The sequence below is a fragment of the Marinobacterium sp. xm-m-383 genome (assembly GCF_013283255.1).
Lineage (GTDB): Bacteria > Pseudomonadota > Gammaproteobacteria > Pseudomonadales > Balneatricaceae > Marinobacterium_E.
This window is the reverse complement of sequence record NZ_WBYT01000001.1, coordinates 74,697-87,682: the sequence shown is the minus strand read 5'-3', so window position 1 is coordinate 87,682 and position 12,986 is coordinate 74,697. Positions and strand designations below refer to the sequence as shown.

11 protein-coding genes are annotated in these 12,986 nt (G+C 49.1%); 1 reads left to right on the top strand and 10 read right to left on the bottom strand.

All coding sequences use genetic code 11. The features are described from left to right. Positions 1-20 precede the first annotated feature (20 nt). From XMM383_RS00435 to XMM383_RS00410, 6 genes are all read right to left on the bottom strand, one after another. Positions 21-1,490 carry an NAD-dependent succinate-semialdehyde dehydrogenase gene (locus tag XMM383_RS00435; protein ID WP_173494325.1) on the bottom strand — a complete coding sequence of 490 codons (1,470 nt, stop codon included), beginning with the start codon at positions 1,488-1,490 and terminating at the stop codon, positions 21-23. A 233-nt stretch (positions 1,491-1,723) separates the two neighbouring features. Then, on the bottom strand, positions 1,724-2,902 hold the full coding sequence (gene prpF, locus XMM383_RS00430) for a 2-methylaconitate cis-trans isomerase PrpF (RefSeq protein WP_173481621.1): 1,179 nt from the start codon (positions 2,900-2,902) through the stop codon (positions 1,724-1,726). Positions 2,903-2,965: 63 nt separating this feature from the next. After that, positions 2,966-5,575, bottom strand: a complete 2,610-nt coding sequence (acnD, locus tag XMM383_RS00425; RefSeq protein ID WP_173481659.1) for a Fe/S-dependent 2-methylisocitrate dehydratase AcnD — start codon at positions 5,573-5,575, stop codon at positions 2,966-2,968. 22 nt (positions 5,576-5,597) lie between these two features. Next, on the bottom strand, positions 5,598-6,728 hold the full coding sequence (gene prpC / locus XMM383_RS00420; RefSeq protein WP_173481622.1) for a 2-methylcitrate synthase: 1,131 nt from the start codon (positions 6,726-6,728) through the stop codon (positions 5,598-5,600). Between the two features lie 62 nt (positions 6,729-6,790). Then, positions 6,791-7,684, bottom strand: a complete 894-nt coding sequence (prpB, locus tag XMM383_RS00415; protein ID WP_173481623.1) for a methylisocitrate lyase — start codon at positions 7,682-7,684, stop codon at positions 6,791-6,793. A gap of 12 nt (positions 7,685-7,696) precedes the next feature. Next, positions 7,697-8,383, bottom strand: coding sequence for a GntR family transcriptional regulator (locus tag XMM383_RS00410; RefSeq protein WP_173481624.1), 687 nt, complete (start codon positions 8,381-8,383; stop codon positions 7,697-7,699). A 133-nt stretch (positions 8,384-8,516) separates the two neighbouring features. On the opposite strand from XMM383_RS00410, the gene XMM383_RS00405 reads away from it, so the two are divergent. After that, positions 8,517-9,101, top strand: coding sequence for a MarC family protein (locus XMM383_RS00405; RefSeq protein ID WP_173483207.1), 585 nt, complete (start codon positions 8,517-8,519; stop codon positions 9,099-9,101). On the opposite strand, the gene XMM383_RS00400 is transcribed toward XMM383_RS00405, so the two are convergent. The 4 genes from XMM383_RS00400 to XMM383_RS00385 all read right to left on the bottom strand — a co-directional run bounded on the left by XMM383_RS00400 (position 9,095) and on the right by XMM383_RS00385 (position 12,962). Continuing rightward, complete coding sequence (locus XMM383_RS00400) at positions 9,095-9,967, bottom strand: alpha/beta fold hydrolase (RefSeq protein ID WP_173483208.1); 873 nt, start codon at positions 9,965-9,967, stop codon at positions 9,095-9,097. The two genes, XMM383_RS00405 and XMM383_RS00400, sit on opposite strands and share 7 nt — an antisense overlap. Before the next feature lie 56 nt (positions 9,968-10,023). Further along, positions 10,024-10,641 (bottom strand): bifunctional phosphoserine phosphatase/homoserine phosphotransferase ThrH, encoded by a 618-nt coding sequence (gene thrH / locus XMM383_RS00395; RefSeq protein WP_173481627.1) that lies wholly within the window; start codon positions 10,639-10,641, stop codon positions 10,024-10,026. Between the two features lie 100 nt (positions 10,642-10,741). Further along, complete coding sequence (gene cysB / locus XMM383_RS00390; protein ID WP_173494324.1) at positions 10,742-11,716, bottom strand: HTH-type transcriptional regulator CysB; 975 nt, start codon at positions 11,714-11,716, stop codon at positions 10,742-10,744. A 145-nt stretch (positions 11,717-11,861) separates the two neighbouring features. After that, positions 11,862-12,962, bottom strand: a complete 1,101-nt coding sequence (locus tag XMM383_RS00385; RefSeq protein ID WP_173494323.1) for a DNA-binding protein — start codon at positions 12,960-12,962, stop codon at positions 11,862-11,864. Positions 12,963-12,986: the final 24 nt, after the last annotated feature.

Here is a 12,986-nt window from a genome sequence, read left to right as displayed (position 1 = left end):
AGGGCTTTTAGTGGGCATAATTATATGCCACCCATACAGAGGTATTTAATCTCTAGGTAGTCATCCAGACCGTACTTAGACCCTTCTCGACCTTGGCCACTCTGTTTAACCCCACCAAAGGGTGCCATTTCTGAAGAGATAATCCCTTCATTGATGCCCACAATCCCAACATCCAGTGCTTCAGCAACACGCCAGACACGGCCAATATCGCGACTGTAGAAATAGGCTGCCAAGCCGAATTCTGTGTCATTTGCCAGTGCGATGGCCTCCTCTTCTGTTTCAAACTTGTAGATAGGTGCCACAGGACCAAAGGTCTCTTCGTAAGTCACACACATATCGGTTGTGATGTCAGCCAGTATGGTCGGCTCAAAGAAGGTGCCACCCAGTGCATGGGGCTTTCCACCTAATACAATCCGAGCCCCCTTCTCTACCGCGTCTTTGATGTGTCGTTCAACCTTGTCGACCGCAGCTTGGTTGATCAGAGGACCTTGAACAGCGTCGTCCACTTCAAGACCGTTACCCACTTTAAAGGCTGAAACACGCTCAGCGAGCTTTTGAAGGAATGACTCATAGATACCGCTTTGGACAATAATACGGTTGGCGCAGACACAGGTTTGGCCAGTGTTTCGATACTTAGATGCAATCACACCTTCGATAGCCGCATCCAAATCAGCATCATCAAAAACGACGAAGGGGGCATTTCCTCCCAGCTCCATACTGACTTTTTTGACGCTGTCGGCGGCTTGTTTCATTAGAATCTTGCCGACCTGCGTCGAACCAGTGAAGGAAATTTTACGAACTTTATCTGAACTCGTAAGCGCACTGCCTACGGCAGCCGCTTTAGCTCTCGAGCTTGTCACAATGTTGATAAGACCCGTAGGGATACCTGCTCGTGCTGCAAGTTCTGCCAGTGCGAGAGATGAAAGCGGTGTATCTTCTGCCGGTTTAGCAACCACTGGACATCCCGCTGCTAGCGCTGGTGCAATCTTGCGCGCAATCATGGCATTCGGGAAGTTCCAAGGAGTGATTGCACCCACTACACCGACTGGCTGCTTGATAACAACTAAACGCTTATCACCCGTAGCTGCAGGAATGGTATCACCATAAACACGCTTGGCCTCTTCAGCGAACCACTCGATGTAGCTCGCGCCGTAAGCGACCTCACCACGCGCTTCTGCAAGAGGCTTACCCTGTTCTGCTGTCATCAAACGCGCTAGATCTTCCTGATTCTCCATGACCAAATCAAACCAACGGCGGAGAAGATTAGCTTTCTGTTTACATGGAAGGGTTTTCCAATCGGCCCAAGCAGCATCGGCCGCGTCGATCGCTCGTTGAGTATCAACCTCATCCATATCGGGGACTTCAGCAAGTAACTCTCCAGTAGCGGGATTGATCACGGCAAATGTATCGCCGGAATGTGAGTCTACCCACTGACCATTAATAAATGCTTTAGAGATAAGAAGAGAGGTGTCGCTAAGTTGAAGTGGCATGATCGAAAGATCCCGTGATTTGATTATTAACATTATTCGTTACAAACAATACGTTAAACCTATGGAAAGGATCAATTCAATGCGGTTTTGCGGAGTGAAATTCACTTGTTTAGTGGTGAATAAAGAAAGGGCGGATGACAGGCTAAAGGCCTGTCACCTGGGTACTAACCCACTACGCAGTTACCGTGCCAGGCCTTCAGCCTGACATCGGCACTTTCAGCATTTTCCAGAGACTAAAAGGTATCCCCTGGAACATGCACAGAACCCGTCATTAGAAGACGCGCACTTCGGCTCATGATGGCGGCTTTAGCAGTCCACTCACCATTCACCTCTTCCGCTTTTGCACCGACACGCAAGGTACCCGATGGGTGACCAAAGCGAACGGCATCGCGCTCTCCGCCACCGGCAGCGAGGTTAACCAGCGTACCCGGTACTGCTGCTGCCGTTGCGATAGCAACTGCCGCTGTACCCATCATCGCGTGATGAAGTTTACCCATAGACAGTGCACGAACTAGAACATCTACATCATCCGTTGTGATCTCTTTACCACTAGACGCTGTGTAGTTCTTTGGTGGTGAGACAAAAGCAATTTTAGGGGTATGTTGACGCGTCTCAGCCTCTTTAAGATCCGTGATTAGACCCATCTTTAGCGCACCGTGGGCACGCATGGTTTCAAAACGCGCTAGCGCTTCAGGATCATTATTGATCGCTTCACGAAGCTCAGTACCTTGGTAACCAATCTCTTCTGCATTGAGGAAGATGGTTGGGATACCTGAGTTGATCATTGTCGCTTTAAAAGTACCCACACCAGGAACTTCAAGATCATCGACAAGATTACCTGTTGGGAACATAGAACCTTCGCCATCGGCTGGATCCATGAACGACACTTCAATCTCAGCTGCGGGGAAAGTGACACCATCAAGCTCGAAGTCACCTGTCTCTTGTACCTGACCATTAGTGATCTGGACTTTACCGATGATGGTCTTCTTGATGTTGGCCTGCCAAATTTTGACTTCGCAGATGCCGTTTTCAGGAATCTTAGCTGGGTCGATTAGCCCTTCATGAATAGCAAAAGGGCCAATAGCCGCCGATAGGTTACCGCAGTTACCTGACCAATCCATAAATGGACGATCGATCGCGACCTGACCAAAAAGGTAGTCAACATCATGATCTGGCATGGTGCTTTTTGAGACGATAACCGTCTTCGATGTCGATGAAGTCGCACCACCCATACCATCAATTTGAGCACCGTATGGATCTGGGCTACCAATGACACGCATTAACAACTTATCGCGCGCTTCACCTGGAACCTGACACGCATCTGGTAAATCCTTCAGATTGAAGAAAACACCCTTAGATGTACCGCCACGCATGTAGGTAGCGCGAACCTGAATTTGAGGAACAAATGCCATTTCAAACATCTCCCTTAATTTAAAAAAGGGCCGCGATGCGACCCCTTGTAGTTAGCCAATTGCTTATGCATTGCCCTCAAGAAAATCTTGAGCAAAGCGTTGCAACACACCACCAGCTTTATAGACACGAACTTCTGCAGCCGTATCAAGACGACAGGTCACTGGTACGCGAACCTGTTCACCGTTACGACGATTGATGATCAGCGTTAGATCTGCACGTGGCGCGATCTCACCTTCCACATCGTACGACTCAGTACCATCAATACCGTAAGTATGACGTGTTTCGCCCTCTTTGAATTGAAGAGGTAGTACGCCCATACCGACTAGGTTAGTACGGTGAATACGCTCGAAACCTTCAGCAACGATCGCTTCAACACCCGCTAGGCGAACACCTTTAGCCGCCCAGTCACGTGATGAGCCCTGACCGTAGTCAGCGCCAGCAACGATGATTAGGTTCTGCTTGCGCTCCATGTAAGTCTCAATCACTTCCCACATGCGCATCTGTTCACCCTGAGGTTCTAGACGAGCTAGAGAACCCTGAATGATCTCGCCGTTCTCATCACGACACATCTCATTCAACAGTTTCGGGTTAGCGAAGGTTGCGCGCTGTGCTGTTAGGTGGTCACCACGGTGAGTTGCGTATGAGTTGAAGTCCTCTTCTGGAAGACCCATCTTAGCAAGGTATTCACCCGCTGCAGACGACGCAAGAATCGCATTCGATGGCGATAGGTGGTCAGTTGTGATGTTGTCACCTAACACTGCCAATGGAAGCATACCTTTTAGCGTACGCTCACCTGCCAACGCACCTTCCCAGTATGGAGGGCGACGAATGTAGGTCGACATTTCACGCCAGTCGTAAAGTGGGCTTGGCGCTTTCTCAGCTTCACCTAGGTCAAACATAGGGATGTAGATCTGCTGGAACTGCTCTGGCTTAACGGCCTTAGCGACAATCGCATCGATCTCTTCATCTGATGGCCAGATATCTTTAAGCGTTACTGGGTTACCGTTGGTATCCGTACCCAATACATCGTTTTCGATATCAAAACGCATCGTACCGGCAATCGCGTAAGCAACGACAAGTGGTGGTGATGCTAGGAATGCCTGCTTAGCGTATGGGTGGATACGGCCGTCGAAGTTACGGTTACCCGATAGTACAGCTGTCGCGTAGAGGTCACGATCAATAATCTCTTGCTGAATCACAGGATCAAGCGCACCCGACATACCGTTACAGGTTGTACAAGCGTATGCCACGATACCGAAGCCCATCTTCTCAAGTTCTGGAAGAAGACCCGCCTCTTCTAGGTAAAGTTTTGCAACTTTTGAACCTGGAGCAAATGACGATTTAACCCAAGGCTTGCGCACAAGGCCAAGCTCGTTAGCACGTTTAGCAACAAGACCTGCAGCAACAACGTTGCGGGGGTTAGAGGTGTTGGTACACGAAGTGATCGCTGCGATGATCACTGCGCCATCTGGTAGCAGGCCATCAGCCTCTTCCGCTTTCGCTGCAGCCAATTTCGCTTCGTCAGCGATACCGCGATTGGTTAGATCCGAAGTTGGTAGACGACGGTGTGGGTTTGATGGACCTGCCATGTTACGGACAACAGTTGATAGATCAAACTCAAGAACTCGCTCGTATTCAGCCGTAACAAGATCGGTCGCCCATAGGCCAGTCTCTTTAGCGTACTGCTCAACCAGTGCAACCTGCTCTGGTTCACGACCCGTCAGTTTTAGGTAGTCGATCGTCTGGCCATCGATGTAGAACATCGCAGCCGTTGCACCAAACTCTGGAGTCATGTTCGAGATAGTCGCACGGTCACCAATCGATAGTGAATCAGCGCCTTCGCCGAAGAACTCAAGGTATGCACCAACGACACGCTCCTGACGTAGGAACTCAGTCAGAGCCAATACGATATCAGTCGCAGTGATTCCTGGATTACGTTTACCCGTTAGCTTCACACCCACGATGTCTGGAAGACGCATCATTGATGGGTGACCCAGCATAACAGTTTCAGCTTCAAGACCACCGACACCGATCGCGATAACACCCAGTGCATCAACGTGAGGCGTGTGCGAGTCAGTACCGACACAGGTATCAGGGTAGGCAACCCCATCACGCGCCTGAATAACCGGAGACATCTTCTCAAGGTTGATCTGGTGCATGATGCCGTTACCGGCTGGAATTACATCAACGTTTTCAAACGCAGTCTTGGTCCAGTCGATAAAGTGGAAACGGTCTTCGTTACGACGATCTTCAATCGCACGGTTCTTATCGAACGCTTCTGGATCAAAGCCTGGTGCCTCTACTGCCAACGAGTGGTCAACAATCAGCTGAGTTGGCACGACAGGGTTAACCTTAGATGGGTCACCACCCTGATCCGCAATCGCATCACGCAGACCTGCTAGGTCAACCAGTGCTGTTTGACCAAGAATGTCATGACAGACAACACGCGCTGGGTACCAAGGGAAATCGAGGTCACGCTTACGCTCGATTAGCTGTTTTAGCGAATCAGTTAGAGCGTCCGGCTCACAACGGCGAACCAACTGTTCTGCCAATACACGCGATGTGTAGGGAAGCTTCGCATAAGCGCCAGCTTCAATTGCTTCAACCGCTGCACGAGTATCGAAGTAGTCGAGCGTCGTGCCAGTTAAAGATTTACGGTATTGAGTATTCATCATTTCAAGTTCCTACTCTTAATTAGGCACGGTCTTCAATCGCAACCCACTCAGCCGACTCAGGGCCAGTGTAGTCTGCAGAAGGACGGATAATACGGTTGTTTGCACGCTGTTCGATGACGTGAGCAGTCCAACCCGCTACGCGCGAACAGACAAAGATCGGCGTGAACAGTTCAGTAGGGATACCCATGAAGTGGTAAGCCGATGCGTGGAAGAAGTCCGCGTTACAGAAGAGTTTCTTCTCACGCCACATGACCGCTTCAACACGCTCAGAAACAGCGTAAAGGTGCGTATCACCTACCTGTTTAGAGAGTTTTTCAGACCACTCTTTGATGATCGCGTTACGTGGATCTGACTCGCGGTAGATCGCGTGACCAAAGCCCATGATCTTATCTTTACGAGCCAACATACCCATGATCGCTTCCTCTGCTTCGTCAGCAGATTTCCAGTTTTCGATCATCGCCATCGCCGCTTCGTTAGCGCCGCCATGCAAAGGACCACGCAGTGAACCGATGGCACCGGTCACACAGCTGTGAATATCAGACAGCGTTGACGCACAGACACGAGCCGTAAAGGTTGAGGCATTGAACTCATGCTCTGCGTAAAGGATCAAAGAGGCGTGCATAACATCGACGTGCAGCGGCTCTGGTTTTTTATTGTGAAGCGTCCATAGGAACTGCTCTGCAATAGAGTCTGCGTCTGTCTCTGTCTCAACTCGGATGCCTTTGTGAGCAAAGTTGTACCAGTAGTTGATGATGCCAGGGAATACCGCCAGCATGCGATCGATGTGATCGTGCTGTTCGCTAAAGTCCATCTCTGTCTCAAGGTTACCCAACATAGAGACACCGGTACGCATCACATCCATTGGATGAGCATTTTTAGGGATGTTCTCTAGAACCGTTTTAAGCGCTGCTGGAAGTGCGCGCATGCCTTTCAGACGTGCTTTATAAGCATCCAGTTCCGCTTGGTTAGGCAGTTTGCCGTATAGAAGAAGGTAGGCAACCTCCTCAAACTGCGCATTGTCAGCCAACTCTTTAATATCGTAGCCGCGGTAAGTAAGACCAGCGCCCGATTTACCAACCGTACAGAGTGCCGTTTCACCCGCAGATTGACCACGCAGACCTGCACCACTTAATTTTTTTGCTTCAGCCATCTCTTTCTCCTTGAATGACATGGACCTGCGACAGAACAACAGATCCGAGAGTTAGGGATTAGTTACTTGTTTTTACCTTCTTGGAACAGAGCATCTAGCTTCTGTTCAAAGTCGTGGTAGTTCAAGAAATCGTAAAGATCCATGCGAGTCTGCATCGTATCCACAACGGCTTTCTGATCGCCATCACGCAGTAGCGCTTCGTAAACGTTCAAAGAGGCTTTGTTTGCTGCACGGAAACCAGACAGTGGGTAAAGAACCATCGTACAACCGTTCTCTGCCAACTCCTCTTTATTGAATAGAGGTGTCGCACCAAATTCAGTGATGTTCGCAAGTAGGTGTCCACCGTTAATACCCTGAGAGAAGGCTTTATAGTCTTCAAGCGTATGAACCGCTTCAGCGAAGATACCGTCAGCACCCGCTTCTAAACAGGCTTGTGCACGTTCAACGGCTGCGTTAAGACCTTCCATCTGGAATGCATCGGTACGGGCAATGATAAAGAAGTCATCGTCTGTTTTAGCATCAACGGCCGCTTTAACACGATCAACCATCTCTTCTAGAGAGACGATCTCTTTGTTTGGACGGTGACCACAACGCTTCTGAGCAACCTGGTCTTCAAGGTGACACGCCGCTGCGCCACCACGAATCATCTCTTTAACCGTACGTGCGATGTTGAATGCACCACCCCAACCTGTATCGATATCAACCATCAGAGGCGTATCACAGGCTGCTGTTACACGACGTACATCTTCCATCACATCGTTCAATGAGGTCATACCTAGATCAGGTAGGCCGTAAGAGGCGTTTGCAATACCACCACCAGAGAGATAGATCGCTTGGTGACCAACACGTGTTGCCATCATTGCGTTGTATGCGTTGAAAGTACCCACAACTTGAAGTGGCTTGTTATCGGCTAGTGCCTTACGGAACTTAGCGCCTGGGGACATCGACTGAGTCATCTCTATCTCTCCTTAGGGTTGATTTAATTTAGATTCGATATTGCGTCTTGATGCACTGATGTGACGACGCATTAAAAGTTCGGCCAGCTCTTCATCACGCGCTTCAATGGCATCCAATATTTGATGGTGCTCACGTAAAGCCATGGTGGGACGAGAACTGGAAAGACTGAATTGGAAACGATACATTCGCACCAAGTGGTATAGATCGGCCGCTAATAACTCTTGAAGTTTTGAGTTACCAGACGCCATCACAATTCGGTAGTGAAAATCGAGATCGCCCTCTTTCTGAAAGTAGGCCTGTCCCTCTTGCTCTTCGATACCTGACTGATGCTGATCTAGCAGAGCACGAAGCTGGTTGATCTCCTCTTGCGGCATAACGGTCGCGGCTAAACGGCACGCCATACCCTCTAGCGCTTCACGAACGCGATAGATTTCCAACAGCTCTTTGACACTTAACTGAACAACACGCGCGCCAATATGAGGCTTTCGCTCAACCAGACGCAGCCCCTCTAAACGACGTATCGCTTCACGAAGTGGGCCTCGCGAAATACCGTAGGTTTTAGCCAGTTCTGGTTCAGAAATTTTAGCGCCCGCTGGAATTTCACCCTTCACAATCGCAGTAATAATTTCATGACACACTCGGTCTGCAAGCGTGCTACTCTGTTGTGATTCTGAAGCGTAAAGCGGTTCAATGGTCATAAATATTGTCAACAATCTGATTGTGCAATGTAGAATAACCCGCTTTATATAGGCTGACAATCAACCAAAAGGCTAACATTGTCGACAATTTTGTTATCTCGACTGATCAGTCGGATATAAGCAGGAGTGAAATATGGATACCTACGCTGCAGCATTGATGCTCTTCTTAATCATGGATCCGTTGGGCAATATCCCTGTGGTGTTATCCATTCTTAAAAAGGTCGACCCCGCCAGACGTATCAAGGTACTACTCAGGGAGTTAGTGATCGCCTTAATCCTAATGCTGATCTTCTTATACAGCGGCTCGGCACTGTTAAAACTGTTATCGCTCTCTAAAGAGGCGGTCTCTATCTCTGGCGGTTTAGTACTACTGATTATTGCAATCCGAATGATCTTCCCATCCCGTGGTGGCGTTATGGGCGATGATGAGGATGATAGCGAACCGCTAGTGGTCCCCTTGGCTACGCCAATGATCGCAGGCCCTTCAATACTGGCCACTCTGGTACTTTTAGCAGAGAGCGAACCGAGTCGCAGTATAGACTGGTTAATCGCCCTTCTGATCAGCTGGGTGGCGACCGCTATTATTTTAATCGCAGGACAATCACTCTATAGAATACTCGGCAAACGTGGCTTGAAAGCGATAGAACGTCTGATGGGTATGATATTGATCTCGATCGCTGTTCAGATGCTAATCAATGGATTTTTAGCAATTCAGTAGCCTTTTAAATAGCGCTTTAACTCATCATTCATGATACGGGCGATCTGACGAGGCTTTTGATAAGGTAGGGAGTGATCTGTCCCTGCCACAAAATGGTAGTGCCAATTACGCATACTGTCTGACAGGTGCTGATGCAGTTGATGCATCGGCTCGACACTCAATCCACCTATAAAACTGCTGACATCCCCTTGAGCCGCTAGCAGTCTCTCTCGATCGATGAACAGGGCCGCATTGGTAACGGCGTCTAGAGAGTTAGCAAAACCCAGTCGACGCTCGCCCAAACGCTGCAAAGTCATTTTTTCAACCGCTTCACTCACCTTACGATTGGGCGAAATGGTATCAAGAAAGGTTCGAATCCCTTCATCACCCTCTGTATTGCGTAGGCTTTTAGCCGCGGCAGAGAAGGATTGACGAATGGAGACGGTCTCTTGCCAATCATGACGATCGAGCAGCGCACTCTCAAGCAGGAACTGTTTGCGCACCCGATCTCTGAGGTTCTGTTTTAACAACAGTGACACCAAGCCCCCAAGAGAATAGCCCGCTAGATCGAACTCATGCCAGCCTAAATGATCCACTAGGTGGGTCATATCCGACACCAGGTCATTGACACTGAAGGGGTGCTCTACTCCATCATCACTGACGGTCTCACCTGCCCCTCGTAAATCAGGTACAAGGATTTCACCCCAGCCTTCAAGAAAGTGCTGCATCGCTTCCCAAGTATATCGACCCGCCACACCAGCGCCGTGGATTAACAGTAGTCGGCGACCACCTTCAGATTCTGGGTGACGATAAATGCGATAAGCGTGCTGATAACCTGCATGGGCTAGAGTGTCTGAATGACAGTGACTATCTGATAGTCGACTCATGGTAAGCACTACTCGGGATAAGTAGGGGCAGCTAATGCTACCCCCAATAGGCAGTTTTAAAGGGAGAGATTGCGGTTACTTGCCGCTAGAAACTCTTTCTTAAGATCTTCGTAGGTGTGTACCGCTGGGAATTGCGGGAACTCTTCAATGACGTTCTGCGGAGCATGGAAAAGAATGCCCTGCTCAGCTTGAGCCAACATAGTCGTGTCGTTGTAAGAGTCGCCTGCAGCGATAACACGGTAATTAAGCAGCTGGAAAGCACGCACTGATTGACGCTTAGGGTCGCGCTGACGAAGCGTGTAGTCAGTTATACGACCGTTTTCGTCTGTCTCAAGTCGGTGACAAAGCAGCGTTGGGTAACCCAATTGAGCCATCAACGGTGCTGCAAACTCATAGAAGGTATCGGAAAGAATCACCAGCTGGAAACGCTCACGCAACCAATCGGTGAACTCTTTAGCGCCTGGAAGTGGGCTCAGCTTAGCAATGGTCTCTTGGATCTGAGGAAGGGTTAGACCGTGCTCATCAAGAATACGAAGGCGCTGCTTCATCAACACATCGTAATCAGGGATATCACGAGTCGTTGCTTTTAACTCCTCGATACCAGTCTCTTCGGCAAATGCGATCCAGATTTCAGGGATTAGGACCCCTTCAAGATCAAGACATGCTAGTTCCACGCTAGGCTCTCCTTTAAAAATTGAGAGGCTACTCTAGCGATTTAGTCGCCGCCTTTCAAACGAAAGACGACAATATTAGAGGTTCATTAGACCTATGGCCTTACATCGAAGGGATCTGTATATCCTGGAACAGCTCATCCACTTCAGCACGACCGCTACAGGCTTGAACTTTTTCAAGAACGTCGTGAGTAATGTGTGGAGCAAACTTCTGAATGAAGTCGAACATGTAACCGCGAAGGAAGGTGCCACGACGGAAACCGATTCGAGTGATAGAGGGCTCAAACATATGAGATGCATCGATCGCTACCAGATCCTGATCTAGCTGCTGATCGACCGCCATGCTGGCAATGATACCTACACCCAACCCTAGGCGAACGTAGGTTTTGATAACGTCCGAATCCACCGCAGTGAAGACCACTTTAGGATCGAGACCTTGCTCTTTAAACGCTTCATCCAACTTGCCACGACCGGTAAAACCAAAGGTATAGGTAACAATTGGATAAGAAGCTAACTTCTCTAGAGTTAACTCGCCACCTTGCGCAAGCGGGTGATCTTTAGGTACGACCACTGAACGGTTCCAGCTGTAGCAAGGCATCATAATTAGATCTGAGTAGCTGCCCATCGCTTCCGTCGCAATCGCGAAATCGACAGTACCATCGGCGGCCATCTCAGAAATTTGAGTAGGTGTACCCTGGTGCATATGAAGCGCAACTTCAGGATACATTTTGATGAATTCATTAATCACAGGAGGCAGAGCGTAACGTGCCTGTGTGTGAGTGGTGGCTACCGATAGGCTGCCTTTACGCTCATCGCTGAACTCTTGAGCAATCTGGCGAATAGAGTCCACTTTCTGGAGAATCTCTCCTGAGATCTCAAGAATCGCTTTACCAGCAGGTGTAACGCGCGTCAGGTGCTTACCACTACGAGCGAACACTTCAACACCCAGTTCATCTTCTAGTAGACGGATCTGCTTAGAGATACCTGGTTGCGATGTGTATAGGCTTTGTGCCGTAGCAGAGACATTGAGGTCGTGTTTAGAGACTTCCCAAATGTAACGCAGCTGCTGAAGTTTCATCTATTGCTCCAATTTATAGCCAATTATTAGCCAATTATTAGCCAATTATTAGCCAATCGCCCTTAGTCGGCGTTGATATCTATTAATAAGCCAAATATAACACTAGAGAATAAGCTAAAGCAAAAGGCTATATCCTTATACACGACTAAAGGCGAGCATTGAGTCGGCGAATCTGATCTTCCTGCTGAGTAATACGCTTCTCCAGTGAGTTCACTCGAGCGGTAGCGCGCGTCAGCGATTCATCTTTCTCTTTGAGCTGCTGACGAAGCACGCTTTCGCGCTTTGCAGCTTCCGTTGCTGCGACCGTCAACTTCTGATTCAGTACACGAACCTGATCATCGCGCTCTTTAATCTGAGCTTCCAAACGACGGTTGGCGTTAGTTTCACGCAGCAGCTTAGAGTTGATATTCGAGATATCACGACTGGCCGATGTCATGTTCTCTTTTAGTTCGTTCAGATCACGCTCCAGATCGCTGATGGTCTTCTCTTGCATCTCAAGACGTGCATCTTTCTTCGCTATCTGAGCCTGGTTTTCATGAACTGAACGCGTCAGCTCTGACTCTGTTCGAGTGCCCTCATCACGAAGCTTTTCAAGCGCATTACGATAGTGACGAGCTTCAACCTCAGCACGGGTAACGTTCTCCAATGCCTGCTGCTGCTCCGCTTTGATACGTGCATCAAAGGTTTTCTTGGCATCTTCGTGCATCTTACGAAGCTGGTTCAATTCGGTCTCTAGGTTAGTACGAACCTGTTCAGCCTTTTTACGTTGATTGATCTCACCGGCAATGTTGGCTTTAAGCACGCCCATTTCAGCTTCAATCGCTCGAAGAGCCTGCTCACTCTTATCCATCTGCTGAGTTTGCGCGCGGTATTTCACTTCCAAGTCACGATAGAGTGCTTCCGCGTCACGAACCATGTCGCGAGTCGCCTTGCGATCCTCTTCATCACCCGCTCGTTCACTCTGCAACTCAACTCGCAGCTCGGCCATCGCCTCTTGCAACGCAAGATCCCAGATCTGTTCAATGCCTTTACTCAGTGACTCGGGCACAGAGTTATGTAACTTTGCACTGGCATGCACCTCAGGCAGTCGGGCATAACTCAAACTCTGCGCCCACTGACTTAATGCCGCACTGGCTTCATCTCTAGAGAGACCCAGTCGTTCAGAGATCACAACCTCAGTCGGCAATTGGCCTTCGGCCAACAGCTCTTCTGCTAACTCAACTACTTTAAGATCTAACTCGCTCATCTTTACCTTTTCGTTCCACTGCAA